This is a genomic window from Brevundimonas sediminis, assembly GCF_048799765.1.
Taxonomy (GTDB): Bacteria; Pseudomonadota; Alphaproteobacteria; order Caulobacterales; family Caulobacteraceae; genus Brevundimonas.
In genome coordinates this window covers 59,580-84,077 of sequence record NZ_JBLYQK010000002.1, presented here as the reverse complement: position 1 = coordinate 84,077, position 24,498 = coordinate 59,580, and the positions used below count along the sequence as shown (strand labels likewise).

At 68.1% G+C, this 24,498-nt stretch carries 31 protein-coding genes; 16 read left to right on the top strand and 15 right to left on the bottom strand.

All coding sequences use genetic code 11. The features are described from left to right. Positions 1–56: 56 nt before the first annotated feature. Positions 57–464 (bottom strand): hypothetical protein, encoded by a 408-nt coding sequence (locus tag ACLQ7T_RS01920; RefSeq protein WP_420477877.1) that lies wholly within the window; start codon positions 462–464, stop codon positions 57–59. Beyond that, a complete protein-coding gene (gene cpdR / locus ACLQ7T_RS01915; protein WP_420470479.1) occupies positions 461–817 on the bottom strand; it encodes a cell cycle two-component system response regulator CpdR in 357 nt (118 codons plus the stop codon). The genes ACLQ7T_RS01920 and cpdR overlap by 4 nt, the downstream gene beginning before the upstream one ends. Before the next feature lie 156 nt (positions 818–973). Between cpdR and ACLQ7T_RS01910 the strand changes: the two genes are divergently transcribed. Continuing rightward, complete coding sequence (locus ACLQ7T_RS01910) at positions 974–1,810, top strand: N-formylglutamate amidohydrolase (protein ID WP_420477876.1); 837 nt, start codon at positions 974–976, stop codon at positions 1,808–1,810. A gap of 252 nt (positions 1,811–2,062) precedes the next feature. On the opposite strand, the gene ACLQ7T_RS01905 is transcribed toward ACLQ7T_RS01910, so the two are convergent. Further along, positions 2,063–2,746 carry a DUF599 domain-containing protein gene (locus ACLQ7T_RS01905; RefSeq protein WP_420477875.1) on the bottom strand — a complete coding sequence of 228 codons (684 nt, stop codon included), beginning with the start codon at positions 2,744–2,746 and terminating at the stop codon, positions 2,063–2,065. Positions 2,747–2,912: 166 nt separating this feature from the next. On the opposite strand from ACLQ7T_RS01905, the gene ppa reads away from it, so the two are divergent. The 3 genes from ppa to ACLQ7T_RS01890 all read left to right on the top strand — a co-directional run bounded on the left by ppa (position 2,913) and on the right by ACLQ7T_RS01890 (position 6,428). Further along, a complete protein-coding gene (gene ppa / locus ACLQ7T_RS01900; protein ID WP_420470482.1) occupies positions 2,913–3,470 on the top strand; it encodes an inorganic diphosphatase in 558 nt (185 codons plus the stop codon). A gap of 106 nt (positions 3,471–3,576) precedes the next feature. Continuing rightward, a complete protein-coding gene (gene cobT / locus ACLQ7T_RS01895; RefSeq protein WP_420477874.1) occupies positions 3,577–5,451 on the top strand; it encodes a cobaltochelatase subunit CobT in 1,875 nt (624 codons plus the stop codon). Next, a complete protein-coding gene (locus tag ACLQ7T_RS01890) occupies positions 5,448–6,428 on the top strand; it encodes an esterase-like activity of phytase family protein (RefSeq protein WP_420477873.1) in 981 nt (326 codons plus the stop codon). Before cobT ends, ACLQ7T_RS01890 begins: the two co-directional genes overlap by 4 nt. A gap of 3 nt (positions 6,429–6,431) precedes the next feature. Here ACLQ7T_RS01890 and ACLQ7T_RS01885 read toward each other — a convergent pair whose 3' ends face one another. Genes ACLQ7T_RS01885 through ACLQ7T_RS01875 form a run of 3 tightly spaced genes read right to left on the bottom strand, consistent with a single transcriptional unit; the run spans position 6,432 to position 8,185 of the window. Then, positions 6,432–7,049: a demethoxyubiquinone hydroxylase family protein gene (locus tag ACLQ7T_RS01885; RefSeq protein WP_420477872.1), complete on the bottom strand. Its 618-nt coding sequence runs from the start codon at positions 7,047–7,049 to the stop codon at positions 6,432–6,434. Further along, on the bottom strand, positions 7,027–7,563 hold the full coding sequence (locus tag ACLQ7T_RS01880; RefSeq protein ID WP_420477871.1) for a disulfide bond formation protein B: 537 nt from the start codon (positions 7,561–7,563) through the stop codon (positions 7,027–7,029). Before ACLQ7T_RS01880 ends, ACLQ7T_RS01885 begins: the two co-directional genes overlap by 23 nt. 43 nt (positions 7,564–7,606) lie before the next feature. Continuing rightward, a complete protein-coding gene (locus tag ACLQ7T_RS01875; RefSeq protein ID WP_420477870.1) occupies positions 7,607–8,185 on the bottom strand; it encodes a YqaA family protein in 579 nt (192 codons plus the stop codon). A gap of 145 nt (positions 8,186–8,330) precedes the next feature. On the opposite strand from ACLQ7T_RS01875, the gene ACLQ7T_RS01870 reads away from it, so the two are divergent. From ACLQ7T_RS01870 to ACLQ7T_RS01860, 3 genes are all read left to right on the top strand, one after another. Beyond that, a complete protein-coding gene (locus ACLQ7T_RS01870) occupies positions 8,331–8,771 on the top strand; it encodes a VOC family protein (RefSeq protein WP_420477869.1) in 441 nt (146 codons plus the stop codon). Between the two features lie 2 nt (positions 8,772–8,773). Then, a complete protein-coding gene (locus ACLQ7T_RS01865) occupies positions 8,774–9,385 on the top strand; it encodes a DUF6655 family protein (protein ID WP_420477868.1) in 612 nt (203 codons plus the stop codon). A gap of 77 nt (positions 9,386–9,462) precedes the next feature. Next, complete coding sequence (locus tag ACLQ7T_RS01860; protein ID WP_420477867.1) at positions 9,463–11,310, top strand: DUF885 domain-containing protein; 1,848 nt, start codon at positions 9,463–9,465, stop codon at positions 11,308–11,310. Between the two features lie 3 nt (positions 11,311–11,313). Here the strand turns inward: ACLQ7T_RS01860 and ACLQ7T_RS01855 are convergent, their stop codons facing one another. After that, positions 11,314–11,553, bottom strand: coding sequence for a zinc-finger domain-containing protein (locus ACLQ7T_RS01855; RefSeq protein WP_420477866.1), 240 nt, complete (start codon positions 11,551–11,553; stop codon positions 11,314–11,316). Between the two features lie 101 nt (positions 11,554–11,654). Here ACLQ7T_RS01855 and ACLQ7T_RS01850 point away from each other — a divergent pair, with 101 nt between their 5' ends. Next, positions 11,655–12,629: an ATP-binding cassette domain-containing protein gene (locus tag ACLQ7T_RS01850; protein ID WP_420477865.1), complete on the top strand. Its 975-nt coding sequence runs from the start codon at positions 11,655–11,657 to the stop codon at positions 12,627–12,629. A 99-nt stretch (positions 12,630–12,728) separates the two neighbouring features. On the opposite strand, the gene ACLQ7T_RS01845 is transcribed toward ACLQ7T_RS01850, so the two are convergent. After that, complete coding sequence (locus ACLQ7T_RS01845) at positions 12,729–13,130, bottom strand: Tat pathway signal protein (RefSeq protein ID WP_420477864.1); 402 nt, start codon at positions 13,128–13,130, stop codon at positions 12,729–12,731. A gap of 35 nt (positions 13,131–13,165) precedes the next feature. Next, entirely contained in the window at positions 13,166–13,789 is a 624-nt protein-coding gene (locus ACLQ7T_RS01840) for a YncE family protein (protein ID WP_420477863.1), read from the bottom strand. Between the two features lie 79 nt (positions 13,790–13,868). Here ACLQ7T_RS01840 and ACLQ7T_RS01835 point away from each other — a divergent pair, with 79 nt between their 5' ends. Continuing rightward, positions 13,869–14,504, top strand: a complete 636-nt coding sequence (locus ACLQ7T_RS01835; RefSeq protein ID WP_420477862.1) for an alpha-ketoglutarate-dependent dioxygenase AlkB family protein — start codon at positions 13,869–13,871, stop codon at positions 14,502–14,504. Between the two features lie 57 nt (positions 14,505–14,561). Next, on the top strand, positions 14,562–15,464 hold the full coding sequence (locus tag ACLQ7T_RS01830) for a dienelactone hydrolase family protein (RefSeq protein WP_420477861.1): 903 nt from the start codon (positions 14,562–14,564) through the stop codon (positions 15,462–15,464). An 81-nt stretch (positions 15,465–15,545) separates the two neighbouring features. On the opposite strand, the gene grpE is transcribed toward ACLQ7T_RS01830, so the two are convergent. From grpE to ACLQ7T_RS01815, 3 genes are read right to left on the bottom strand one after another with little or no spacing between them, the layout of a single operon-like run. Continuing rightward, positions 15,546–16,142 (bottom strand): nucleotide exchange factor GrpE, encoded by a 597-nt coding sequence (grpE, locus tag ACLQ7T_RS01825; protein WP_420478003.1) that lies wholly within the window; start codon positions 16,140–16,142, stop codon positions 15,546–15,548. A 32-nt stretch (positions 16,143–16,174) separates the two neighbouring features. Next, a complete protein-coding gene (gene hrcA, locus ACLQ7T_RS01820; RefSeq protein ID WP_420477860.1) occupies positions 16,175–17,263 on the bottom strand; it encodes a heat-inducible transcriptional repressor HrcA in 1,089 nt (362 codons plus the stop codon). Then, positions 17,260–17,925 (bottom strand): DUF1287 domain-containing protein, encoded by a 666-nt coding sequence (locus tag ACLQ7T_RS01815; protein ID WP_420477859.1) that lies wholly within the window; start codon positions 17,923–17,925, stop codon positions 17,260–17,262. The genes hrcA and ACLQ7T_RS01815 overlap by 4 nt, the downstream gene beginning before the upstream one ends. 46 nt (positions 17,926–17,971) lie before the next feature. On the opposite strand from ACLQ7T_RS01815, the gene rph reads away from it, so the two are divergent. The 5 genes from rph to ACLQ7T_RS01790 all read left to right on the top strand — a co-directional run bounded on the left by rph (position 17,972) and on the right by ACLQ7T_RS01790 (position 21,495). Next, entirely contained in the window at positions 17,972–18,697 is a 726-nt protein-coding gene (gene rph / locus ACLQ7T_RS01810) for a ribonuclease PH (RefSeq protein ID WP_420477858.1), read from the top strand. A 96-nt stretch (positions 18,698–18,793) separates the two neighbouring features. Further along, complete coding sequence (locus ACLQ7T_RS01805) at positions 18,794–19,159, top strand: hypothetical protein (RefSeq protein ID WP_420477857.1); 366 nt, start codon at positions 18,794–18,796, stop codon at positions 19,157–19,159. 36 nt (positions 19,160–19,195) lie between these two features. Beyond that, on the top strand, positions 19,196–20,305 hold the full coding sequence (locus ACLQ7T_RS01800) for an acyltransferase family protein (protein WP_420477856.1): 1,110 nt from the start codon (positions 19,196–19,198) through the stop codon (positions 20,303–20,305). A gap of 114 nt (positions 20,306–20,419) precedes the next feature. After that, positions 20,420–20,902, top strand: a complete 483-nt coding sequence (locus ACLQ7T_RS01795; protein ID WP_420477855.1) for a CHAP domain-containing protein — start codon at positions 20,420–20,422, stop codon at positions 20,900–20,902. A gap of 77 nt (positions 20,903–20,979) precedes the next feature. After that, the gene (locus ACLQ7T_RS01790) at positions 20,980–21,495 is read left to right on the top strand and encodes a COG3650 family protein (protein ID WP_420477854.1); all 516 of its coding nucleotides are present in this window, start codon (positions 20,980–20,982) and stop codon (positions 21,493–21,495) included. Here ACLQ7T_RS01790 and mmcB read toward each other — a convergent pair whose 3' ends face one another. Continuing rightward, complete coding sequence (mmcB, locus tag ACLQ7T_RS01785; protein ID WP_420478002.1) at positions 21,496–21,954, bottom strand: DNA repair putative endonuclease MmcB; 459 nt, start codon at positions 21,952–21,954, stop codon at positions 21,496–21,498. It lies immediately after the preceding gene. Positions 21,955–22,345: 391 nt separating this feature from the next. On the opposite strand from mmcB, the gene ACLQ7T_RS01780 reads away from it, so the two are divergent. After that, a complete protein-coding gene (locus ACLQ7T_RS01780) occupies positions 22,346–22,516 on the top strand; it encodes a hypothetical protein (protein ID WP_420477853.1) in 171 nt (56 codons plus the stop codon). On the opposite strand, the gene ACLQ7T_RS01775 is transcribed toward ACLQ7T_RS01780, so the two are convergent. Both ACLQ7T_RS01775 and hslU read right to left on the bottom strand, forming a co-directional pair. Next, positions 22,510–23,031 (bottom strand): lipocalin family protein, encoded by a 522-nt coding sequence (locus ACLQ7T_RS01775; protein ID WP_420477852.1) that lies wholly within the window; start codon positions 23,029–23,031, stop codon positions 22,510–22,512. The genes ACLQ7T_RS01780 and ACLQ7T_RS01775 overlap by 7 nt on opposite strands. Before the next feature lie 62 nt (positions 23,032–23,093). Beyond that, positions 23,094–24,395 carry an ATP-dependent protease ATPase subunit HslU gene (gene hslU / locus ACLQ7T_RS01770; RefSeq protein WP_420477851.1) on the bottom strand — a complete coding sequence of 434 codons (1,302 nt, stop codon included), beginning with the start codon at positions 24,393–24,395 and terminating at the stop codon, positions 23,094–23,096. Between the last annotated feature and the right edge of the window lie 103 nt (positions 24,396–24,498).

Below are 24,498 nucleotides of genomic sequence, written 5' to 3'. Positions count from 1 at the left end.
AACCCGGGGGCCTCGCAAACCGCAAGGGCCAAAGAACGGGTTTTGCCGCACAAATGTCAGAGGCCGCCCAGGAGCTCGGCGATGCGGACCTCAAACTGCGCATCCGTATCCGCGGCCCGGGCCAGGAAGGAGGGCAGATCGCGTGCGGTCGCGTTACACGCCTCACGCAGCGAGGTCTTGAGGGCGGCGGCGTCGCGACTGGCCCGGAACGCCGCGAGCATGCCGTCGATCTCGGCGTTGGCCGCCTCGACGCCCCCGCTGATCAGGACCTGGACCTGGGCGTCCGTCTGCTCGGGGTGGCTGTCGAGATAGATCTGGGCCTGGGCGACGATCTGATCCTGGCTGCTGACCCACCCCAGACTCGAGCAAAGGCCCGCATAGACCGAGGCATGCCCCATCTGCCGGGCGGTCGGACCGGACTGGGGCGCGGCGACCAGAGCGACCGTCGCGAGGAGTGTGATCACGCGGCGACCATGCGTTCGACCTCACCCACCAGATCACGCAGGTGAACGGGCTTGGACAGCACCTTCGCCTGGGGGCTGGCCTGGGCGGCCGACAGGGCGACGGCGGCGAAACCGGTGATGAACATGATGCGGATGCCCGGCTGGCGAGCGGCCGCGATACGCGCCACCTCGATGCCGTCCGCGCCCGGCATGACGATGTCGGTCAGCAGCAGGTCCCAGGGGCCCTGGTCGAGGGCGTCGATGGCGTCGTCGCCGTTCTCGCAATCGACCACGGAATGGCCGGCGCGCTCGAGCGCCCGGGTAAGGAAGCCGCGAAGCGAGGTGTCGTCTTCGGCCAGAAGAATGCGCGCCATAGGTCCTTCGTCGTCCGCCCGGGGTCGTCCTGAAACGCGACGCTACGCCGCCACTGGTAAACCCGCCATGAAAAACGCTGTACGGGCGATCCCCGCCCCTGTGGATGGGACAGCGAAACAGGTTATGCCGTCGCCATGGACACTGCAGGCGACACGATGACGGGAGCGACCGGGGCCGTCCTGATCCTGCGACCCGCCACGCCCGGCCGCCTGATCTTCGCCTCGCCCCACTCCGGCGTCCTCTATCCGGACGACATGGCCCCGGACCCCGGCCTGGACCAAACCAGCCTGCGCAGCGCCGAGGACGCCCTGGTCGATCAACTGATCGCCGCGGGGCCGTCGCAGGGCGCGACGACCCTGCTGGCCCGCTATGGTCGGGCCTACGTCGATCTGAACCGGGACCCGGCGGATCTTGACCCGGGCCTGATCGAAGGACTGGACCATCCCGCCTCGCCCCGCTCCGCGGCCGGCTACGGCGTCATTCCGCGTCTGGCCGGCGACGGCCGGCCGCTCTACGCCAGGCGCCTGTCGCTTGAGGAGGCCCACGCGCGTCTCGCCCGGGTCCATGCCCCCTGGAATGCAGCCCTCGACGCGGCCGTGACCGGGGCGCTGGACCATCATGGCCAGGCGCTTCTGGTTGACTGGCACTCCATGCCCGAACGGGCGACCCGGGCGCCGGGCGGACCGCGCGGCCCCGATGTGGTGCTGGGCGACCGGCACGGCTCCTCCTGTTCGCCGGAATTGACCCGGGCCCTGCGCACGGCCTTTGAAGCGCTGGGCTGGCGCGTGGCGCTGAACCATCCCTACGCCGGCGGCTGGACCACCCAGAACCGGGGACATCCGGACAAGGGGGTGCACGCGATCCAGATCGAACTGAACCGCGCCCTGTATTTCGATGAGGCCGCCCGTACCCCGTCCCGGGGCTGGTCCCGCACGCTGAAGGGCGTCAGCCGCGTGATTGCGATGCTCGGCGCCCTGCGCCTCGGCACATAAAAAAAGCCGCGCCCGAGGGCGCGGCATGAAAAGTCTATAGGGAGGAAACGCCCAGGAAGGGCATGACGCCTCGCGGCGTCGAAAATGAAGCTAGTGTGCACTGCACAAATGGTCAAGCAGGTATTTCGCGCCTGCGTTCACGCCGTGTAACGGCATGCGTCTGCCACGTTCAGGCAAGGTAACCGTTTCCAGAGAAAAAATTCACCCTGAGCACAACGCGACTGCGAACGGACTTGGCCGTGAGGCGGGGATTCAGGGCTCCAGAAGGCGGCGGGCGCTCCGGATGGCGCGTGCGGCCGGAGAGCCGGACTGCCGCCAGATCAGCAAGCAGACGGAGGCCGTGACTCCCGCCGCAAGCCACCCGGGCCCGAAAAGCCAGGCCGCTGCGGCCAGGGCGAAATAGTAGCCGCGAACCCCCTGGCTGAAGGCGCCCAGGGCCGGATTCAGCAGATTGGTCGCCGCCTCGCCGAGCGCCACGCGATCCGCCTCGGTATGGACTTCCGGGGCCGCACCGATGAGGGCGAGGGCGTAGTTCATCTGGCGCAGGGCCCAGATGAAATCCAGAAGACCGCGGACGAGGCAGATCAGGATCAGCGCCAGCTTGGCTTCCAGAACGCGGATCGGCACCGCCTCGGCGCCCACCGAGGCAAACCCTTCCAGAGCCGCCTGGCCGCCGAACAGGATGCCGCCGACCGCCGCGATCAGCAGCAGGTTGGTGGAGGCGAAGAAGCTGGCCGAGTTGATCGAATGCCCCATCAGCTGGCTGTCCACCAGCCGGATTTCGCGATGGGTCATGGCCGTCATCCAGACCCGCCGGATCAGGCTCATGTCATCGTTCAGCGTGCCCAGACGATGCGCCAACAGCCTCAGCAGCGGGTCGTATCCCAGCCAGCAGACGAAGAAGAGGCCCAGCGCCACATAGTCCAGGGTCGTCATTCGTGCTCCTCGGCTTCTTCATCCATGGTCGCCCGCATCGCCCGCCGGCTCAAGCCATGACCCGCCGGGCGGTCGATCTTAACGACGCCCCCGCCTTGCTTCGGGCGCCGTGCAGGCTTATCACCCCGGCCTCTCCGTTCGCAGTTGCAACATAGCCGAGCCCGTCATGAACCTCGACGCCATCCCCGTCGGCCCGAACCCGCCCTGGGACATCAACGTCGTCATCGAGATCCCGCAGGGCGGCCTGCCGGTGAAGTACGAAATGGACAAGGAGTCGGGCGCGCTGTTCGTCGACCGCTTCCTGCACACCGCCATGTACTACCCGGGCAACTACGGCTTCGTGCCCCACACCCTGTCGGACGACGGCGATCCCTGCGACGTGATCGTGCTGAACCCGACCCCGGTCGTTCCGGGCTGCGTCATCCGCTGCCGCCCGATCGGCGTGCTGAAGATGGTCGATGAAGCCGGCGGCGACGAAAAGATCCTGGCCGTGCCGGTCGACAAGCTGAACCCGTATTACACGGACATCGCCAGCTACCGTCAGCTGCCCGCCATCCTGGTCGAACAGATCGAGCACTTCTTCACCCGCTACAAGGATCTGGAGAAGGGCAAGTCGGTCACGGTCAAGGGCTGGGGCGACGCCGGTGAAGCCGCCGAGCTGATCGCCGCCGGCATCAAGGCCGCCGACGAAAAGAAGAAGGCCAAGGCCGCCAACGCGGCCTGATCGTTCAGATCAGATATTGCGAGGCCCCGGCGGAGACGCCGGGGCCTTTTGCATTCCCGATGCGCCACGCCTTCTCCCGAACGGCCTGACGGGTTATCTGCCTCAGATGGCCGCCGCCGAGACCCCCACGGAATTGTTCAAACGCGCCCTGGCGCACGCCGCCCGCGCGCTGGCCGAGCAATCGGAGCTGGAAGTCGTGTTCGGCTCGGACGGACCGAAGCTGTCGAACGGCGTCCTGACGCTGCCGCACCCCCCGCGCGATCCGGGGGCGCCTGAAAGCGCCAGCCTGCGTGGACAGGCCGACCGGCTGGCCCTCCGCCTCGCCAATCACGACGAGGGCGTCAGCGCCCGCCTGCGGCCCATCGACAGCAAGGCGGCCGAGGTGTTCGACGCGGTCGAGCAGGCGCGGGTCGAAGCGGTCGGCTCGCAATCGCTGGCCGGCGTGCGCGCCAATATGAACTCGGCCCTGCTGACCCGGCTGGAGAAGTCGGGCGCACTGCGCATCACAGACCCCGAACGCGTGCCGGTGGCCGAGGCGGTGGCCCTGCTGGTGCGCGAGCGGCTGACGGGTCTCCGCGCCCCTGACGGGGCCGGAACCCTGCTGGACCTCGTGCGGACCGAGCTGGAGAACAAGGCAGGACGCAAGCTCGACGCCCTGACAGATGTAGCCCACGATCAGGCGGCCTTCGGCGAACGGCTGAGGGATGTGCTCAAGGCCCTGGACATGGACCCGGGCGATGGGCGTGGCGACGACGTGTCGGAAGATCCCGGCGAGGAGGAGCCTGACCCACAGGATCCGGACGCCGCCGACGAGGAGGATCAGGAAGACGAGGAGGACGCCGGCGGCGGCGAGGGCCAGTCGATGGACGGCTCCACCGACGACCAGACCGCCAGCGACGAACGGGACGCCCGCCCCGACGGCTCGCCCGCCGATCCGAACGGCGAGGCCACCGAGGACGGCCCGGAACTGAACGAGGGCGCCCAGCCCAATCGCCAGCAGACCACGGACGACGGCCGCGCCATCGACGCCTATCGCGTCTTCACCACCGCCTATGACGAGATCGTTGATGCGGCGGACCTGTGCGACCCCAATGAACTGGAGCGGCTGCGCGGCCTGCTGGACCAACAACTGACCGCCCTGTCGTCCGTCGTGGCCCGACTGGCCAACAAGCTGCAACGCCGCCTGATGGCCCAGCAGAACCGCAGCTGGCATTTCGATCTGGAAGAAGGGGTGCTGGACACCGCCCGCCTGACCCGGATCGTCACCGACCCGACCAGTCCTCTCAGTTTCAAGGCCGAGAGCGAGAGTCCGTTCCGCGATACGGTCGTGACCCTGCTGCTGGACAACTCCGGCTCCATGCGCGGCCGCCCGATCATGGTCGCGGCCGTCTGCGCCGACATCCTGGCCCGTACGCTGGAGCGCTGCGGGGTGAAGGTCGAAATCCTCGGCTTCACCACCCGGGCGTGGAAGGGCGGCCTGTCGCGCGAGGCATGGATTACCGCCGGAAAGCCCGCCAACCCGGGCCGCCTGAACGACCTGCGCCACATCATCTACAAGGCGGCCGACGCGCCCTGGCGCCGGGCCAAGAAAAACCTCGGCCTGATGATGCGCGAGGGCCTGCTGAAGGAAAACATCGACGGCGAGGCCCTGCTTTGGGCGCACGACCGGCTGATGGCCCGACCCGAGCAACGTCGCATCCTGATGGTCATCTCGGACGGCTCGCCGGTTGACGACTCGACCCAGTCGGCCAATGCGGCCCTCTATCTGGACAAACATCTGCGGCAGGTGATCGAGCAGCTGGAGACGAAATCCTCCGTCGAGCTGCTGGCTATCGGCATCGGCCACGACGTCACCCGCTGGTACCGCCGCGCCCTCACCATTGTGGACGTCGAACAGCTGGGCGGGGCCATGATCGAAAAGCTGGCCGAACTGTTCGACGCCCAGGACAGCGCACCCCGACGCCGGAGGAAGGCCGCATGATCGCCCTGCGCCGCGGCATCGCCGCCCTCGCCCTGCTCGCCCTGTCGGCGTGCGCCACCGTCACCACCCTGCCGCCGACGCCCGCGCCCCTGCCGGGCTGGACAGCCGCCGCGGCGGGAACCCGGCCGATCAATCTGGGCCTGCCGGGCGGAGCGGTTCTGGCTGACGGCGTCCGCTTCGCGGGGGGGATCGAGATCGTTCTGGACGATGCCTCTCCCCTGCACAGCCTGTCGGACCTCAAACTCATTGATGACACGAACGGCTTCGTCAGCGTCAGCGATGCGGGCGACCTGGTGCGCGGTCGGCTTGTGCTGGACCGACGCGGCCGCCTGACGGGCGTGGAAGGATTGCAGTATCGCCGCCTGACCCTGCTGGACGGCGCTCCGATCGCCGAGAAATTCGACGGTGACGCCGAAGGACTGCTCATCACCCGTCAAGGCGATCTGTTCGTCAGCTTCGAACGCCATCACCGCATCTGGAACTACGGCGCGCCGGACGCCCTGCGGACACAGCCCACGCCGGCGCGTCACCCGGCGGTCGAGTTCCCGCTGAACGACGGCATGGAAGGCATTTCGGCCGGGCACGACGGCGAGTGGCGCGTAACGGGCGAGAACGGCGGGGTCTGGGACTGCCGTCCTGACGCCTGCGCCGTCGTGATCCCGGTCCCGGACATTCCCGCCACCGATGAAGACTTCCGCGTCACGGGGCTCGATCGCGACCCCGGCGGCCCCGGCTACTATGTGCTCCAGCGGATGTTCCGACAGCCCGCCGACGTCCGCGCCCATGTGCGCCATATGGCGGCCGACGGCACACTCGGCCCGGTGCTGGTCGAACTGAAATTTCCCGGCGCCACCGACAATTTCGAAGGACTGGCGGCGATCGCCCACAACGGCGGGACCCGCCTCTATCTCCTGTCGGACGACAACAGCTCGAAGAAGCAGCGCACGCTGCTGCTGGCGTTCGACGTCAGCCGATAGGGCTCAGACCCGCTCCGACACCTTGATCGCGACCTTGCAGCCCGCCTTGATGACCGCGCTCAGCAACCCGTACCCCGGGGCCTCGCGACTGCCGTGTTCGACCGCGTGGTCGTGGTGGGCCAGCTCCTCGTCGCGAAAGACGGTCAGCTCGGCGGCCAGGGCCGGGTCCTGATCCCGGAGCTCGGCGATCTGGTCGGCGTAATGTTCCTCGATCACGGCCTCGACCGCCTCGGTGCAGGCGTGGGCGGCCTTTTCCCCGAGCAGGGCCGTGCCGGCGCCCAGGGTCAGGGCGGCCAGGCGCCAGATCGGCGTCATGACGGTCGGCCGCACGCCCTCAGCGTTCAACAAGGCATTGAAGCGGTCCAGATGCACCTGCTCCTGGCGGCCCATCTCGGCCATATCGGCCGCGATGGCCTCCTTGCCCTTGCGGCCTTCAAACACCGCCTGCTGGGCGCGATAGATGTGAACGGCGGCATATTCGCCGGCGTGGTCGACACGCAGAATCTCACCCCGACGTCGCCGGCTCGCGCCCCGGCCCGGCCTGGGCAACGGAATACGGCGGGTGTCCCCGGTCAGGGCGTCGACGGGCGGAACGGGATCAGGGTCGCGGAGCGCGGGCATCCTTGGGCCTCTTTGCGGCGAGCAGGCTGAACACCGCCAGCACGGCGGCGATCAGGGCGTTCCATCCTGCCATGCTGAGGCCCAGGAAGCTCCACGTCACCGCGTCGCACATGGCCACGCGCTGGACGGGGCCGGTCCCCATGGCGAGGGAGGCCATGCTGGCGAGGTCCACGCCGCCGCCTCCGGCCACGCAGGTCGCCGGCAGGGCCCACCACTTCAACTCTCCGCCCATGTGGAAGAAGGAGGTGACGGCGCCGGTGGCGAAGATCACGGCCAGCAGGAAGGCGGCGATGCGGGGCGTGCCGCGGCTGCCACGGCTCAACAGGTGCCACAGGGTTGCGACGAGGGCGACCGCAGCCGCGCCCCAGTAAACCTCGCGCGCCTTGAGGCACAGGTTGCAGGGCGCGATGTCCCAGATCACCTCTGACGCATGGGCAAAGCCCAGCAGGGCCAGAGACGCCAGCAGGGCGAAAGCGGTCCACCACCGCGTCAGGAGTCGATACAGGCCTTTCATCGGACGATGTTCATAGCCCGGCCCGAGCCGTCCGTCGATGCGTTCAGAGCACGACCTTCAGCAGGACGATCGCCCCGATCAGGACGGCCAGTCCGATCAGGGTCCAGAGGGCCAGGCGCTTCTCGACCCGTTCCCAGACCGCAGGCCCCCAACGCTTGATGACATAGGCCACGGCGAAGAAGCGGCCGCCCCGGGTGATCACCGAGGCGATCAGGAAGACCGGGAAGCTGAACTGGGCCAGGCCGGAAGCGATGGTCACCAGCTTGTAGGGGAAGGGGGTCAGCCCCTTGATCAGGATCACCCAGAGACCGAACCGGTCATACCAGTGCTGGAAATGCTCCTGGGCGTCGGCGCTGCCGATGAAGCCGAGGATCGCCTCGCCGACGCCGGTCAGAAAGTAGCCGATGGCGTAGCCCAGAATACCGCCCAGCACGGAGGAGACCGTGCAGACGGTGGCGTAGAAATAGGCGCGGTCGGGACGCGTCAGCACCATCGGAGCCAGCATGACGTCCGGCGGGATCGGGAAGACCGAGCTTTCGGCGAAGGACACGGCGGCCAGGGCCGGCGTGGCGTGCTTGCTGCGGGCCAGAGAGAAGACCCAGTCGTAAAGCTTGCGAAGCATCAATCCTCCGGCGGAACGGCCGAACCCACGCCTCTAGCCGATCCCGACCGCCGACGCACCCGCCGAAACGCCTGTTGAGTCGCCGTCGCGGCGATCCGCCGCTATAAGGCCCGCCTCCGCCCTACTCCCCACGGATCGGAACGCCATGCGCTATCTGCACACCATGGTCCGCGTGACGGATCTCGACGCCTCCCTGCGCTTCTGGTGCGACCTGCTCGGTCTGCAGGAGATGCGGCGCATGGAGAATGAGAAGGGGCGCTTCACCCTGATCTTCCTCGCCGCCCCGAAAGACGCAGCACGGTCCGGGGCCGAGCGCTCCCCGGAAGTCGAACTGACCTGGAACTGGGACCCCGAGACCTATACCGGCGGCCGCAATTTCGGCCATCTGGCCTACAAGGTCGACGACATCTACGCCGCCTGCCGGACGCTGGCCGACGGCGGCGTGACGATCAATCGCCCGCCCCGGGACGGCCATATGGCCTTCGTGCGGTCGCCGGACGGCATCTCCATCGAACTGCTGCAGGAAGGCGAGCCGCTCGCCCCCGCCGAACCCTGGGCCTCGATGCCCAACACCGGGAGCTGGTGAATTTGAAAGCCCTCGCCCTACTGCCTGTCGCCCTGCTGGGCCTCGCGGCCTGCGCCTCGACCACCGAGACCAATCCGTCGCGGTCGGCGACCGAACAGCTGCTGATCGCCCGCGCCGCCGACCGGGCGGTCGAGGGCCTGACCCTGCCGATCCCGGCCGGCTCGCGCGTCTTCGTGGACGACACCTATTTCCGCGCCGAAAGCAGCCCCTACGCCATCAGCGCGATCCGGAACGCCCTGTCGGACGCCGGGTACGCCCTCGCGCCGAACAAGGCCGAGGCTGACGCCGTCTTCGAACTGCGCGTCGGCGCCCTGTCGCTGGAACAGATGCGCCGGGTCTTCGGCCTGCCGGACATGCGCGTGCCGATCAACGAGACCTTCAACGTCGTCTCGATCCCCGAACTTTCGGTCTACAGCCGCCGCGACCGGATCGGCGTGGCCGAATTCTCGGGCTTCCTCTACGAACCCCGGACCGGCGCCCCGCTGGGCGGCGTCCTGCCGATGACCGGTCAGTTCCGCATCCGCAGCCACAAGCTGTTCATGATCCTGACCTTCGGCCAGCAGAGCGTCGACCCCGGTGAACGCGACCCCGGCGACAGCTGGCGGCAGTTCTAGAACATCTGACGCTTCCGTAACTTGCGTCCCTCCGCCGGAGCGTCGAAGGTCCGGGCCGCACGTTCCGGGAGGGTTTCATGCGTCGCCTGCTCATCTCCACCGCCGTTGTCGCCCTGCTGGCCGGCAGCCCCGCCCTGGCCTTCGCCCAGTCTCCCGCGACGGCTGAAGCCCCCGCGCAGAGCGAGGACGCCCGGCTGAACGCCTTCTTCGAGGCGGCCTTCCAGCAGTCGATCGCCCTCAGCCCGGAATCGATGACCTCGCTGGGTCTGAAGACCGACTACGACAAGCTGGACGACTATACCGACGCGGGCGCCGAGCAGGCGCAGGCGCTGGGCGAGGCGCAGCTGGCGCGGATGAAGACGGAGTTCGACTTCGACGCCCTGAGCCCGCAGAGCCAGGTCAGCTGGCGGCTGTTCGAGCACGCGGTGGTCGAGGGCCGACTGCAGCAGCAGTGGCGCGGGTGGGGCTATCAGTTCGCCGCCAACCGCAATCCGACTACCGGCCTGCCGGTCTTCCTGATCAATGAACACGCGGTCGACAGCGTCTCGGACGCCGAAGCCTATGTGGCGCGCATCCGCGAGGGTGAGCGTGTCATGGGCGAAATCGCCGCCGAGTTGCGCGAACGCGCCGCCGCGGGCGTGGTCTCACCGAATTTCGTCTTCGCTCCCTCCATCGCCAACACCCGGCGGGTCATCTCGGGCGCCCCGTTCGATGACGGCGACGACAACCCGGTCTGGGCCGACTTCAAGGAGAAGGTCGGCGAACTGGACGCCGATCAGGCAACGAAGGATCGGCTGCTGGCCGAGGGCTCGGCGGCCCTGACCGGGGAATGGAAGCGCGGCTATGAGACCGTGCTGGCCGCCCTGGCCGAGGTGCAGCAGCAGGCGGCGGCCATGCCGGACCGCGACGGCGGCGTGTGGCGGCTGCCGGAGGGCGAGGCCTACTACAACGCCCGCCTGAGGCTCTCGACCACCACCGACCTGACCGCCGACCAGATCCACCGGATCGGGCTGGACGAGGTGGAGCGCATCCACGGCCTGATGCAGGGCATCATGGATCGGGTGGGCTTCACCGGCACGCTGCAGGAGTTCTTCGTCCTGCTGAAGACCGATCCGCGCTTCCAGTATCCGAACACGGACGAAGGCAAGGCGCAGTATCTGGCCGACGCCCGGACCTACATCGCCCAGGTGATGGAGGTCGCGCCGCGCTGGTTCAGCGACCTGCCGGAGGCCGCCCTGGAAGTGCGGGCCGTCGAGGCCTGGCGTGAATCCACCGCCAGCATCGCCTTCTACAACGCCCCGGCGCCGGACGGCTCACGTCCCGGCATCTTCTACGTGAACCTGTCTGACATGACCCAAGTGCTGAAGCCCCAGATCGAGGGTATCACCTACCACGAGGGCGCGCCGGGCCATCACTTCCAGATCGCCTATGCGCAGGAGATGCAGGGCCTGCCGTCCTTCCGCCGCTTCGGCGGTTACGGCGCCTACGCCGAGGGCTGGGGTCTGTACGCCGAGCAGCTGGGCAAGGAGATGGGCTTCTATCAGGACCCTTATTCCGACTTCGGCCGCCTCTCGACCGAGCTGTGGCGCGCGGTGCGTCTGGTGACCGACACCGGCCTGCACGCCAAACGCTGGAGCCGGGAACAGGCGATGGACTATTTCCGCCAGAACTCCCTGCTGAGCGAGCGCGACATCCAGAAGGAGGTCGAGCGCTACATCACCAATCCGGGCCAGGCGACCAGCTACAAGATCGGCGAGCTGAAGATCATGGAGCTGCGCGCGCGGGCGCAGGCGGCGCTGGGCGACCGCTTCGACATCCGCGACTTCCACGCGGTGGTGCTGGGTTCAGGCTCGGTGCCGCTGGACGTGCTGGAGACGCAGGTCGACGCCTGGATCGCGGCCGGCGGGGGCGCGCCGAGGCTGTAGACGTCAGTGCGCTTCCGGCGGGCGGGCGGCCGGGCTGTGGTATTCGCTCTCGGCCTTCTTCTTTTTGCCGAGGGTGAATTTGCGGTCGCAGTAGCCGCACTCGACGAAGTCGTCCTCGCCCATGTCCATGTAGACGAGCGGGTGGCCGAGCGCGCCGCCGCCGCCGTCGCAGGCGACACGCTTGGTCGTCACCACGATCTCTTCCGGCGGGGGGACGATCACGGAGGTGGGGCGCGACGACATTCGACAGGCTCTGACTTGGCGATTGGGGCAGGCGCACATAGGTATGCGCGCGGGCTCCTTACCGTCAAACGGAGCCGCCTGAAACACCCGAAAGCGCCCGAATGACCGAGACCGACGCCCTGCCCGTGAACGCCATTGAGGTTCGGGGGCTGGAAAAGACCTATGCCGGCACCCGGAAGGCCGCGCCCAAGACGGCCCTGCGCGGCGTTGATCTGGTCATTCCGCGGGGCTCGATGTTCGGTCTGCTGGGCCCGAACGGCGCCGGGAAGTCCACCCTGATCAACATCATTTCGGGCATCGTCAACAAGACCGGCGGCACGGTCTCGATCTGGGGCCGGGACATCGATAAGTCCCCGCGTGACGCCGCCGCGGCGCTGGGCGTGGTGCCGCAGGAAATCGTCGCCGACGTCTTCTTCACCCCGCGCGAGGCGCTGGAGGTGCAGGCGGGCTTCTACGGCGTGCCGAAGAACGAGCGCCGTTCGGATGAGCTGCTGGCCGCCCTGGGCCTGTCCGACAAGGCCAACGCCTATGTCCGCGCCCTCAGCGGGGGGATGAAGCGCCGCCTGATGGTCGCCAAGGCCCTGGTGCACAATCCGCCGATCCTGATCCTGGACGAGCCCACCGCCGGCGTGGACGTCGAACTGCGCCGCCAGTTGTGGGAGTACGTCCGCAAGATCAACGCCGAGGGCGTGACCATCCTGCTGACCACCCATTACCTCGAGGAGGCGCAGGAACTCTGCGACACCATCGCCATCATGAACCGGGGTCAGGTCGTGGCCTGTGAACCGACGCCGCAACTGCTGCGCCGTCTGGACACCCGCAATGTGGTGGTGACGCCCGAGGGCGAGCTGAGCGGCCTGCCGACGGTGGAGGGTTTCGATGTCGTGCCGCGCCCCAACGGCGCCTTCGCCGTCAGCTACAGGAAAGGCCAGTCGTCGGTTGAGCACGTTCTGGCCGCAGTCCGCGCGGCGGGGGTGACGATCGCCGACATCTCGACCGAAGACCCGGACCTGGAAGACGTCTTCCTCGCCCTGACCTACGGCGACGAGAACCAGGTCGATCCGACCAGGGACTGAAGGGAAGGACGCAGGGTTTGGGAACCGGGAACCTGCGGAACGGCTCCTACGGCGTCGCAGCGCGCCCCTGATTCCCGATCCTCAAGCCCTGCTCCCTTCTCAAACCACCATCACGGTCCCGATCAGCAGTCGGGCGCCGGCCCGTCCCATGACGGTGTTGGTCGCCGCCTGAAGGGCGCTGACGAGGCGTTCGATATCGGGCGGTGCGCCGGGCAGGAGGGTGGCGGCCTGCTGGCGGACGACCTGGGCATAGGCGGCGCGCAGCCGGGGCGCGGACTGCGCAACGCGGGTGCGCAACGCCGCGTCCGGCGTGTCCACCCCCACCTCGACGGTCATCACGCCGGTTCCGCCGCCGGGACGGCGCACATTGCCCGTGACGGTCGGCAGGCCAAGGTAGCTGTTGCCGGACGACCCTCCTCCTCCGCCCGAAGAGGCGCTGGCCGGCGAGGCTGCGGCGGCTGTGGCGACGGCGGCGAGGCCGAGAAGGGCGCGACGATCCATAGACCCCTTCTGGCACACCCGGTTTTAAAACCCGGTTACGTCGCCGACAGTTCGGGATGACGCGCACGCGCCTCGTCAGCGGGCAGGGCCTCCAGCACCCGACCGTCCTGCATGTCGACCACCGCCACGAGGCTTGAGACCCGGTCCCAGGCGCAGTCCCCGGTCTGGCGCCGCACCTCGGCCAGGACGTAGAGTTGATCCCCGTCGGCGGCCCAGGCCAGTCCCCCGGTCGCGACGTCGCTCCCGGGCGCCGCCACGCAGCCGTTCATCCGGATGAGCGCCTCCACCGCCAGCCGATGCGGCTCTGTCCGCTCACGCCCCACGCCGCTCGACGAGACATCGAAGACACGCACGGCGCCCAGCGCCGCATTGTCCGGATCGTTGACGAACAGCCGCCCGGAATCCGGAGACCATGCCGCCCGGGCCGGCAAACCGACGTAGGCCATTTGATTGCGGTTGAAGAAACCGGCGCTCAGCAACAGCTCTCCGGTACCGGTCGACACAAGCCGCATGGAGCTGTTGGGGGCCAGAACCGCGCTCTCCCCGTCCGGGGTCAACACGGCCAGTTCCGTTGGTCGTGGCGCCGCCGCTCCCTCCGGTTCGCGTCCCTCGCAGGCGGCGAGCGACAACAGGATCAGGGGGACGAGGGCGCGCTTCATGCCCAAGGCTTAGCTTGCGATCCGGCGCTCGTCATCCGTCCTGCTTTCGCTCGTCCGGCCGACTTCCTACAACCACCCCATGCCTGCGCCGCGCGAGATCGACACCGGACTGGACGGCTTCCGCTGGTGGCCCGGCGCACTGGACCTCGCCGCACAGACCGCCCTTCTCGCCGAGGTCCTTCGGGCAATCGAGCCCAGCCCCTTCTATCGCCCGGTCACCCCGGGCGGACGGCCCTTCTCGGTGCGGATGACCAATCTCGGCCCGCTCGGCTGGGTCTCGGACCGCGACGGCTACCGCTACCAGCCGACCCACCCCGAAACCGGCGCGGCCTGGCCGCCCATGCCGCAGGGCCTCCTCGACCTCTGGAATGCGCTGACCGGCTGGCCCGAGCCGCCCGACGCCTGTCTGGTCAACCTCTATCGTGAGAACGCGAAGATGGGCCTGCATCAGGACCGGGACGAGGCCGATCTGAACGCCCCGGTGCTGTCGGTCTCGTTGGGCGACACCGCCCTGTTCCGGATCGGCCCGGCGGCGGGCGGACCGACCAGGAGCATCCGGCTGGCCTCCGGCGACGTCTGCGCCCTGACCGGTCCGGCGCGACTGGCGCGGCATGGGATCGACCGGCTGCTGCCCGGCTCCTCGAGCCTTCTGGATGGCGGCGGCCGGATCAACCTGACCCTCCGGAGGGCGGGGCCGTCTTCACGGCAATCGTGACTCGACGCCGGATGGGGCCGCGCCCACTGTCCGGCCACCACAGGAGGAAGACCACCCATGACGCTGATCCGCCCCGAAGGTCCGCAGGCTGAAGACATGGTCCTGAACCGCCGCACCCTCGGCGCAGGCGCGGTCGGAGGCCTGTTCTTCGCCGGCTATGCACCGGCCGCACTGGCGGCGCAGGCGCGGCCCGTCACCACGGACAGCACGGGTCTGGTCAGCGAGGACGTCGCCTATCCGGCCCCGGATGGGTTCGACCTGCCCGCCTTCGTGGCCCGTCCGGCGGGTGAAGGCCCCTTCCCGGTGGTGATCGTCGTATCCGAGATTTTCGGCGTCCACGAGTACATCCGCGACATCTGCCGCCGCCTCGCCAAGGCCGGTTATGCCGCCGTCGCCCCAGGCTTCTTCAACCGCGTCGAGGATCCGGCCCCGCTCTCGGACATGAGCCGCATCATGCAGATCGTCTCGGCCGCCAACTATGAGCAGGTCATGGGCGACGTTTCGGCCACCCTCGACTGGGTCAGCCAGCAGCTCTGGGCCGACGGCGACAAGGTCGGCATCACCGGCTGGTGCTGGGGCGGCAAGGTGGTCTGGCAGGCCTGCGCCCGCTTCGCCGTGCTTGACGCCGGGGTCGCCTGGTATGGTCGTCTGGCCCCCGCGCCCAACGCCACATCGGAACAGACCGCCGCCGGCCAGCCCTGGCCCGTCGATCTGGCCGATGATCTGAAGTCCCCGGTTCTGGGCCTGTACGGCGAGGCCGACACCGGCATTCCCCTGCCCAGTGTCGAGGCCATGCGCAGCGCCCTGGCCCGCGCGGGCCAGACCTCCAGCCAGATCATCGTCTATCCGGCCGCCCCACACGGCTTCCACGCCGACTACCGCGACAGCTACCGCGCCGACGCCGCGACCGACGGCTGGTCGAAGCTGCTGGCCTTCTTCGAGGCGCGACTGAAGGGGTGAGGCGATCGAAAAGTGCTAGTGAGTCGTGAGTAGAAAACGAACGACTGCGGCCGGCACGGCCTCCTACTCACGACTCACTCTTCACGCCTGTCCGTCGAAATTCCCGCCGGTCTGCGCGGCGGCCTGATAGGCCGCATTGCCCGCGGCGGCGCCGGAGCCCTTGGAGGCGACCACCACCATGGCGGGACGCACGGTGCGGCCGAACAGGGCATAGCCGGCCTGAAGGGTCTGGATCACCTGGCCGCCCTGAACAGTGTCGGACGGCTGCTCCATCATCGCCTGATGCAGGTGCGGATCGAAGACCTCGCCCGGCTCGGGCGCGACGCGCTTCAGGTTGTTCGCCTCGAAAGCCGAGAACAGGGCCTTCTGGGTCAGCTCCAGACCCGAGACCAGGCCGGCGGCGGCCCCGTCGGCGTCCCCCCCTTCACGAACCTTGGGCGCGGCCTGGATGGCGCGTTCCAGATTGTCGGCCACCACCAGAAGATCACGGGCGAATTTCTGGATGGCGTAGGCGCGCGCGTCGTTGTTTTGCGTCTCGGCCCGTCGCTTGATGTTCTCGGACTCGGCGACCGCGCGCAGGGCGCGGTCCTTCCACTGGTCGCGCTCGGCGATCACGGCGTCGAGCGGCGCCAGATCGTCGCCCGCAAGGCCCTCGGCCTCGCCGATGTCAGCGTCCAGTTCGGTTTCCGGTTCGTAGTCGGGGGTGTCGTTCACGTCTCTTGTCCGTCCAGCATCCGGCCCAGCACCCGGGCGGTATAGTCCACCAACGGGATGACACGGGCGTAGTTCAGTCTTGCAGGTCCAATCACGCCGATGGCGCCCAGAACCCGTTGTCGGCCGCTCATATAGGGCGCCGCGATGACGGCGGAACCCGAAAGTGAGAACAACCGTGTTTCAGCGCCGATGAAGATGCGGACGCCCTGGGCCGCGGATACCCCGTCCAGCAGTCCGATCAGTTGCTCCTTCTGCTCCAGATCGTCGAACAGGACACGGACCTTCTCCAGATCCTCCATCGCCCCGGCGTCCTGCAAAAGGTTGGCGCGCCCCCGCACGATCAGGGCCCGCTCGCGCTCTGCGCCCCCCGACCACGCCGCCAGTCCGTCCTCGACCAACCGGGCGGCGGTCTCGTCCAGCTCCCGTCGAGCCACATCCAGTTCGGTGCGCATCTCGGTGCGTGCCTCGTGCAGCGGACGACCGCGCAAACGAGCGTTCAGGAAGTTCGACGCCTCCTGCAGGGTCGAGGGCGTCACTCCGGCCTTCAGCGGCATCAGCCGGTTCTCGACCGTGCCGTCGTCGCCGACCAGCACCGCCAGCGCCTGGTCATGGCCCAGGGCCACGAACTCCACATGCTTGACCCCGGCGTCGCGCACCGGGCTGGCCACGATCGAGGCTCCACCCGCCAGTCCGGACAGCAGGGACGACGCCTCGTTCAGCGCCTCCTCGAAACTGCGTCCGCGCCCTGCCAGCCGCGCATCGATCTCGCGGCGCTCCTCCGTCGGGATGTCGCCGACCTCCAGCAGGCCGTCGACGAACAGACGCAGGCCCGCATGGGTCGGGATACGCCCGGCCGAAGTGTGCGGCGAAGCCAGCAAACCCGCCAGTGTCAGGTCCTGCATCGTGTTGCGGATCGAGGCGGGCGACAGGCTGATCCCGCTCAGCGACAGGGTCCGCGACCCCACCGGCTCGCCGGTCTGCAGATAGCTCTCGACGATGCGGCGGAAGATGTCGCGCGCACGCTGGTCCAGCCCGGCCAGCCCGCCGGCTTCCAGCGCGGTCGAGGTCAGAAGGGGCGGCTTCATGCGATGCCCCCCGACCAGCGGTAATGACCGTGCGCGGCCCGCCACAGCCCCATCAGCCAGAGCGGATGCTGCATGGCGCCAGACCCCGCATTGTGCAGCAGCAGGGGCGACTTTCCGCCCCGCGTCACGATGCCGATATGCGGCGCATCCTTGTCGCTCCGCCAGGTCAGGATATCGCCGACCCTCAGAGGTTTCGGAAAAGATGCCCCCCCGGTCTTCTTCGTCGCCGTCCAGAGTTCGCCGCCCTGCCGGGCGAAGTACGTCTCCAGATTGGGCACGCGGCGGTGGTCGATGTTGGCGTCGGGTCGCTTCAGTCCCCAACGGTCGGGATAGGCGTCGAAATGCGCCGTCATGTCCTCATGGATCAGCCGTTGCAGATCGACCCCCAGACCGTCACGCGCCGCGCGGATGACCACATCGGCGCACACACCGGTCTTCCTGGGCACATCTCCGCCCGGATAGGTCAGGCCGACGTAGGCGGGATCATACTCCTTGGTCACGCCCAGTTGCTTCTGCGCCGCCGAAGCCAGTTTCGACGCACCGCCCGCGCTGTCATCCACGTCGATCACGCCGGTGCAGGCGCCCAGCGGCAACAGGCCGGCCAGCCCCCCGGCCAGCAGGAGACGTCGATCGATGCTCGGGGCAGGGGCATACAGGGTCACGGTTTCAGGATAAGCAGCGCCGCGACGGCTTCCAAGGACCACGATCATGACCACGCCCCGCCCTTCCGACCGCACCCCCGAACAGCTCCGCACTGTGACCTTGGAGACCGGGGTAAACCGCTACGCCGAGGGCTCCTGCCTCGTGACGTTCGGGAATACGAAGGTTCTGGTCACCGCCTCGGTGGAGGAGAACGTCCCGAGCTGGATGCGCGGCAAGGGTCAGGGCTGGGTCACCGCCGAATACGGCATGCTGCCCCGCGCCACCCACACCCGCGGGCGTCGCGAAGCCGCCGCCGGCAAGCAGACCGGCCGCACGCAGGAAATCCAGCGCCTGATCGGCCGCTCACTGCGCGCCGTCGTGGATCTGAAGGCGCTCGGCGAACGTCAGGTGGTGCTGGACTGCGACGTCATCCAGGCCGACGGCGGCACCCGCACCGCCGCCATCACCGGCGCCTGGGTCGCCATGGCCAGCGCGTTTGACTACCTGCGCGCCGAGGGTGTGATGAAGACCGATCCGATCCTCGATCAGGTCGCCGCCGTCTCCTGCGGCGTCTGCAACGACCAGCCGGTGCTCGACCTCGACTACGAAGAGGATTCCTCCGCCGAGGCCGACAGCAATTTCGTCCTGACCGGCTCGGGGACCATCGTCGAGATCCAGGCCACGGGCGAAAAGCGCGGCTTCTCCCGCGTCGAGTTCAACCGCCTGTTCGAACTGGCCGAAATCGGCTGTGGCGAACTGTTCGCCCTGCAGCGGGCTGCGCTGGGCCGTTGATCCGCCGCTGAAGCTTCGCCGTTCAGGCGTGCGGGGTTTCATCGTTCTCCGAAAGCGGGCATCGTCGTTTTTCACCGTCCCTGGGGAGAGACGACGATGCGCCTGCCGATCCTTCTGACCGCCGCCCTGCTGATGGTGGCCGCCTGCGACCAACTGCCCGCATCCAAGGCGCCTGACGCCACGGCCCCGTCCGCCGAGACCACGTCCGATCCGGTCATGCCCGCCGACGCCCCCCCGCAGGAAGAGGCGGTCGCGCCGGTCGAGGCCTCGTCAATGTCCTGCACCCTGGATCAGGGCTCGGACGCGGCGATCGAACTGGCCAGCCGCTGCACCCGCGTCAGCCCGGCCAGCCACCCGCCGTGCAACCCGGAAAACCCCTGCCAGATGATCCAGGACGAGATCGACCGCTCCTGCGCGATGTACAAGCCGGGTGAGACCAAGCCTGCGGAGTGTGCTGGTTAACGGTTTCGCGACCGGGGCGGGCGTACGGTCACGCTCATGACGCCCGTGGCCACGCCCCCCGACCTCCGCGCGCTGACGACGCTGCGCTTCCTCGCCGCCGCCTGGGTGGTGCTCTACACCGCATGGGAGCACCTCGACATCGGCGTCACGCCGACGCTGGTGACCAAGGGCTACCTCGGGGTCGAGGTCTTCTTCGTCCTCTCCGGCTTCATCCTCAGCCACGTCTATCTCGAGGCCGCCGGGACGAAGCGCTATTCGCACGGCGGCTTCCTGTGGGCGCGGATCGCGCGGGTCTATCCGCTGCATCTGGTGACCCTCGCCGGCATGGCGATCCTCGGAATCGGGGCCGGCGTGGCGGGCCTCTCGGTCAGTGACAGCCTGACGGACTGGCGGGCCCTGCCTGCCCACCTGACCATGACCCACGCCTGGGGCCTTGCCCCGTCGTCGGCCTTCAACCACCCGTCCTGGTCGATCTCGGCGGAGTGGTTCGCCTATCTCAGCTTCCCGGCCTACGCCTTCGTCGCCTGGCGGCTGAAGGATCGTCCGGTCGTGGCGACAGTGCTGGCCGCCGTCGCGGCGCTGGGCATCTACGCCGCCTTCCAGCCGCTCGCGGGCTTCTCCCTGACGGAGGCCACCTTCCGCTGGGGCGCGCTGCGGATCGTGCCCTGCTTCATGCTGGGCTGCGCCCTGTATCTGATCTACCGCCGCGCCCCCATTCCGCACGCCGGGCCGGTCGCCCTGTTCAGCGGCGCGGGCGTCGTCGTCAGCGCCTCGCTGGGTCTGTGGGACCCGATCATCGTTCTCTTCGCGGGGGGCCTCATCCTCGCCCTCGGCTCCCTGGCCAACGAAAGGGCCGGCGTTCTGGCCTCGCCGCTCGGCGTTTATCTGGGGGAGATCTCCTATTCGATCTATATGGTCTGCGCCCCGGTCCTGCTGGTCATGACCAATCTCGCGGCCCGGCTCACCGGCGCCGATGACAAACGCTTTCACATCATTGTGTGGTTGGCTGTGGTGGCGGCCATTCCGGTGGCGGCCATGCTGACCTATCACCTCGTCGAACGCCCGGCCCGCAAGGCGTTGCGAGGCTTCGCGGTGCGAAACCGCACAGGTCAAGCCCCCATCGTCGCGGACGGCCCACTCGCCTGATTGGGGACTTCACCCCCGCGAAACTATCGGTTACGGTTTGTTTCAGCGTCGTCGGGAACAAGACTCAGCATGATCAAACGGCTCAAAGCCGCTGCGGTTGCAGCGACCCTCGGAATGTTTGCGCTGGGCCTGACCGCCCCCGCAGCAAATGCCGGAGAGCCGTACTGGCAGTGCGTGACCTTCGCCCGCATGTTCTCGGGTATCCAGATCTTCGGCGACGCCGTCACCTGGTGGCGTCAGGCGCAGGGCCGGTTTGAAACCGGCCAGACCCCGCGCACGGGATCTGTTCTTTCGTTCGCCTCCAACGGCCGCATGAGCCGGGGCCATGTCGCCGTGGTGTCGGAAGTCCTGACGCCCCGCGTGATCCGCGTCACCCACGCCAACTGGGGCGGCAGCCGCGGCAAGGTCGAGGAGAATGTGACCGTGGTCGACGTCTCCGACACCAATGACTGGACCGCCGTGAAGGTCTGGTACAATCCGATCAACGACCTCGGCACGACGGTCTATCCGACCAACGGCTTCATCTATCAGCAGGCGCCCGGCGTCGCTGACGGGGTGCAGATGGCTGCTGTTCCCACGGCCACCGACCACAACTGAGACCGCCGGACCCTGCGGCGCTTGACGGACGCCGTTCTTCCGGGGCCTCTTTCCCGCCCTGTTGCCGGAGTTACGTCATGCGTCCGCATCTTCTCGCCGTCCTGTCACTGACCGCCCTGGCCGCCTGCTCGCAGGGGTCCGAGCCGACCAAGGGCGGCGCAGAGCCGGCGCCGAACGCGCCCGTTCTCTCCGGTGTCGATCTTTCGCAACCTGTCCGACTTCTCGGGACCGAGCCCTTCTGGGGCATCGAACTGACAGGATCCGAACTCGTCTATTCGGGTCTCGACCGCCCCGAACAGCGCGCGCCGCAGCCGCAAGCCACCCTCCAGGGCAACGTCGCGACCTTCCAGACAAGGTCCGACGCCGGCACGATCTTCAACGTCACCCTGACCGCGACCGAATGCAGCGACGGCATGAGCGACCGGACCTATCCGCTGACGGCCATGGTCAAGGTTGGTGAAGAGACCCTGATGGGTTGCGCGGCCGCCTCCGCCGTCTTTGCGGGAGCCAACGAGACGGGCCCGATGACCACGCCTGCACCGGCCGCCACGCCCGCGCCGACTCCGGGCGAAGCCGCAACTCCGGCGACCTGATCAGTCCGACCGGACGTCCCGGAAGGTCCGCATCGCGCCCAACCGACCGAATGCGATCGTAAGGGCTTTCCGGCGCGCCGGCGCCAGTCGGCTGGACACCGCTTCCCGCACAACCGACCCGTCGAAGGCGTCTGCGACGATCAGGCCAGGCTCGATCGGAAGGATTTCCCGTGGGAATTCCGGTGCGACAGCGAAATAGAAGGCGTCGCAGAACGGCCCGTACTCGTGCCATTTGTGATCGACCCGAAAATCGTCGATCCCCGATTTCACCTCGACGATGACGACGTCGCCCCTGGGTCCGAGCGCCATCACGTCCGCACGCCGCCCGTTTGGAAGTCCGACTTCCAGCAGGGGCGCATAGCCCATGTTCAGCATCAGGCGCGCCGCGCCGCGCGTCACGGCCAGCGTCGTGTCGGGTCGGCTGAAAACCAGATCGATCTGATGGACGTCCAAAGCCATGGCGGCACTTATGTTCCGCATTCGTTCACGGCACAACCCCGCTTCGCGCATGCAGCGCAGGACGGTGCTATGATCGGCCGGTGACGGCGCGAAAGGATCGGGTCGATGCGCGAGGACAGGATCGCGAGGCGCAACCGGGGCAGCAAGGCGGGGCTTTGGCTGCTGGCGGTGATGGCGTTGGCGGCCGGGCTTCTGGTGCTCGCCGCCCTGCTCAAGTCCAGCGCCACAAGCCAACGGGCGCGACTGGAGGTCGAGCGCGCGAGAGCTCTGCCGGCGGAGAAATCATCCACTGTTTCCCGAACGGCGCCCCGCCCTCACGCCTTGCCGCTCAAATAACATCGTCCTACGAAACTGCTCATCAAGCCGAAGCCGCAGAAGGCGGAGTGAGCCGATGCAGGAGGATCGAGGCGCGCGCCGCAATCGGAACGAGGGCGGCCTGTGGTTGATCAACGCCCTGCTGGCGGCGCTCGTGGTCCTGCTCAGCCTCTACGTCTTCCGAACGCCCGACAGCTCGGTCACCGCCCCGCTGGAGGTCACCGGCCGTCAACCGACGACCTACTGACCCGTCTGGACCACCTGCCCGGTCGGCAGCCCCAGGGCCGCCGCCCGCCGGATCAGGTCAGCGCGGATCGCCGGCGAAGGGCTCTGGTCCCGATGCCAGATCCACCAGTCCGACCGGTTCGGCAGGGACAGGATCGCCCAGCTGTAGTCGTCCGCATGCGCCTGCACACGGTAGTTCTGCCCGGCCAGTCCGCCAAAGCTGAGCAGGCCCGTCAGGCTGAAGCGAAGATTCCGGTTGGTTCCCGGATCCGTCACCCGGGCGTTGGCGCGCAGGGTCTCAACCGCTCCGTCCGCACGCCGTGTGCAGGTCACGACGATGCCGTAGCGATTGGCCCGCCCCTGCGGATTGAAATCGATCTGCGCCCGGCGACAGTCCTTCTGGAGATCATTGGGACTGCGAACGATCTCGAACCATCGTCCGTCAAACCGGTCCATGTCCACCGCCTGCGCCGAGGCGCTTCCGGCGATCAGACACAGACCAAGCGCCACAACGGGGGCGAGCAAACGGTTGGCCATGGGCGATCCTCCTCAAACCCCGACAGCGTTGATACGCGCCGAAGCCCGGGTCGGATGCGGGATCAGAGGATGTAGCGGCTCAGGTCGGCGTTCTTCGCCAGCTCGCCGATCCGCTCGCGCACCTGATCACCGTCGAAGGTGATCGTCTGCCCGGTCAGGTCGGAGGCCTTGTAGCTGGTTTCCTCCAACACCCGCTCCAGCACCGTCTGAAGGCGGCGGGCGCCGATGTTCTCGACCGTCGAATTGGCGGCCACAGCCGCATCCGCCAGCGCCTCCACCGCATCGTCGGTGAAGACCAGCGTCACCGCCTCGGTCGCCAGAAGCGCCTGGTTCTGACGGATCAGATTGGCTTCCGGCTCGGTCAGGATGCGTTTGAAGTCGTCACGGGTCAGGGCCTTCAGCTCCACCCGGATCGGCAGACGCCCCTGCAGCTCAGGCAGCAGGTCCGACGGCTTGGCCACGTGGAAGGCGCCCGAGGCGATGAACAGCACATGGTCCGACTTCACCGGCCCGTATTTGGTCGACACCGTCGTGCCCTCGATCAGCGGCAGCAGGTCGCGCTGCACGCCCTCGCGCGACACATCTGCGCCGCGCGCTTCGGAGCGGGCCGCCACCTTGTCGATCTCGTCGATGAAGACGATGCCCTCGTTTTCGGCCAGCGACAGGGCCTCGGCGGTCAGGCTCTCCTGATCCAGCAGCTTGTCGCTTTCCTCGGTCGTCAGCGGCGCGACCGCGTCCCGGACCGTCAGCTTGACCTTCCTGGTTCGCCCCCCGCCCAGCTTGCCCAGCATTTCGGACAGATTGATCATCCCGACATTGCCGCCGCCCGGCAGGTCCATGCCCTGCATCGGCGAGGCGTTGTCGGCCAGTTCGATCTCGATTTCCTTGTCGTCCAGCTCGCCCGCCCGCAGCTTCTTGCGGAAGCTGTCACGGGTCGCCGGCTGCGAGCCCGGCCCGACCAGCGCGTCCAGGATGCGCTCCTCGGCGGCGCCCTCGGCCTTGGCCTTCACGCCCGACCGGCGCTTGTCCCGCACCATCACCAGCGCGGCCTCGACCAGATCGCGCATGATCTGGTCCACGTCGCGCCCGACATAGCCGACCTCGGTGAATTTGGTCGCCTCGACCTTCAGGAAGGGCGACCCCGCCAGCTTGGCCAGCCGCCGGGCGATCTCGGTCTTCCCGACGCCGGTCGGCCCGATCATCAGGATGTTCTTGGGCGTCACCTCGTCGCGCAGGTCATCCGGCACGCGCTTGCGCCGCCAGCGATTGCGCAGGGCCACGGCCACGGCGCGCTTGGCGTCATCCTGACCGACAATGAAGCGGTCGAGTTCGGAAACGATTTCGCGGGGAGAGAGATCAGTCATGGGATGCAGATGGGGGAGCCAGGGTGCGTTGGCGAGAGGTGAAACGTGACTCGTGAGCCGTGAGTAGTGGCGTCAGAAAGTCGCGTCGTGCGCGCCATTCACA

Coding starts and splice junctions, on each gene's coding strand:
- cpdR (WP_420470479.1), bottom strand. CDS start 817: ATGGCGCGCATTCTTCTGGCCGAAGACGACACCTCGCTTCGCGGCTTC.
- ACLQ7T_RS01910 (WP_420477876.1), top strand. CDS start 974: ATGACGGGAGCGACCGGGGCCGTCCTGATCCTGCGACCCGCCACGCCC.
- ACLQ7T_RS01905 (WP_420477875.1), bottom strand. CDS start 2,746: ATGACGACCCTGGACTATGTGGCGCTGGGCCTCTTCTTCGTCTGCTGG.
- ppa (WP_420470482.1), top strand. CDS start 2,913: ATGAACCTCGACGCCATCCCCGTCGGCCCGAACCCGCCCTGGGACATC.
- cobT (WP_420477874.1), top strand. CDS start 3,577: ATGGCCGCCGCCGAGACCCCCACGGAATTGTTCAAACGCGCCCTGGCG.
- ACLQ7T_RS01890 (WP_420477873.1), top strand. CDS start 5,448: ATGATCGCCCTGCGCCGCGGCATCGCCGCCCTCGCCCTGCTCGCCCTG.
- ACLQ7T_RS01885 (WP_420477872.1), bottom strand. CDS start 7,049: ATGCCCGCGCTCCGCGACCCTGATCCCGTTCCGCCCGTCGACGCCCTG.
- ACLQ7T_RS01880 (WP_420477871.1), bottom strand. CDS start 7,563: ATGAAAGGCCTGTATCGACTCCTGACGCGGTGGTGGACCGCTTTCGCC.
- ACLQ7T_RS01875 (WP_420477870.1), bottom strand. CDS start 8,185: ATGCTTCGCAAGCTTTACGACTGGGTCTTCTCTCTGGCCCGCAGCAAG.
- ACLQ7T_RS01870 (WP_420477869.1), top strand. CDS start 8,331: ATGCGCTATCTGCACACCATGGTCCGCGTGACGGATCTCGACGCCTCC.
- ACLQ7T_RS01860 (WP_420477867.1), top strand. CDS start 9,463: ATGCGTCGCCTGCTCATCTCCACCGCCGTTGTCGCCCTGCTGGCCGGC.
- ACLQ7T_RS01855 (WP_420477866.1), bottom strand. CDS start 11,553: ATGTCGTCGCGCCCCACCTCCGTGATCGTCCCCCCGCCGGAAGAGATC.
- ACLQ7T_RS01850 (WP_420477865.1), top strand. CDS start 11,655: ATGACCGAGACCGACGCCCTGCCCGTGAACGCCATTGAGGTTCGGGGG.
- ACLQ7T_RS01845 (WP_420477864.1), bottom strand. CDS start 13,130: ATGGATCGTCGCGCCCTTCTCGGCCTCGCCGCCGTCGCCACAGCCGCC.
- ACLQ7T_RS01840 (WP_420477863.1), bottom strand. CDS start 13,789: ATGAAGCGCGCCCTCGTCCCCCTGATCCTGTTGTCGCTCGCCGCCTGC.
- ACLQ7T_RS01835 (WP_420477862.1), top strand. CDS start 13,869: ATGCCTGCGCCGCGCGAGATCGACACCGGACTGGACGGCTTCCGCTGG.
- ACLQ7T_RS01830 (WP_420477861.1), top strand. CDS start 14,562: ATGACGCTGATCCGCCCCGAAGGTCCGCAGGCTGAAGACATGGTCCTG.
- hrcA (WP_420477860.1), bottom strand. CDS start 17,263: ATGAAGCCGCCCCTTCTGACCTCGACCGCGCTGGAAGCCGGCGGGCTG.
- rph (WP_420477858.1), top strand. CDS start 17,972: ATGACCACGCCCCGCCCTTCCGACCGCACCCCCGAACAGCTCCGCACT.
- ACLQ7T_RS01805 (WP_420477857.1), top strand. CDS start 18,794: ATGCGCCTGCCGATCCTTCTGACCGCCGCCCTGCTGATGGTGGCCGCC.
- ACLQ7T_RS01800 (WP_420477856.1), top strand. CDS start 19,196: ATGACGCCCGTGGCCACGCCCCCCGACCTCCGCGCGCTGACGACGCTG.
- ACLQ7T_RS01795 (WP_420477855.1), top strand. CDS start 20,420: ATGTTTGCGCTGGGCCTGACCGCCCCCGCAGCAAATGCCGGAGAGCCG.
- ACLQ7T_RS01790 (WP_420477854.1), top strand. CDS start 20,980: ATGCGTCCGCATCTTCTCGCCGTCCTGTCACTGACCGCCCTGGCCGCC.
- mmcB (WP_420478002.1), bottom strand. CDS start 21,954: ATGGCTTTGGACGTCCATCAGATCGATCTGGTTTTCAGCCGACCCGAC.
- ACLQ7T_RS01780 (WP_420477853.1), top strand. CDS start 22,346: ATGCAGGAGGATCGAGGCGCGCGCCGCAATCGGAACGAGGGCGGCCTG.
- ACLQ7T_RS01775 (WP_420477852.1), bottom strand. CDS start 23,031: ATGGCCAACCGTTTGCTCGCCCCCGTTGTGGCGCTTGGTCTGTGTCTG.
- hslU (WP_420477851.1), bottom strand. CDS start 24,395: ATGACTGATCTCTCTCCCCGCGAAATCGTTTCCGAACTCGACCGCTTC.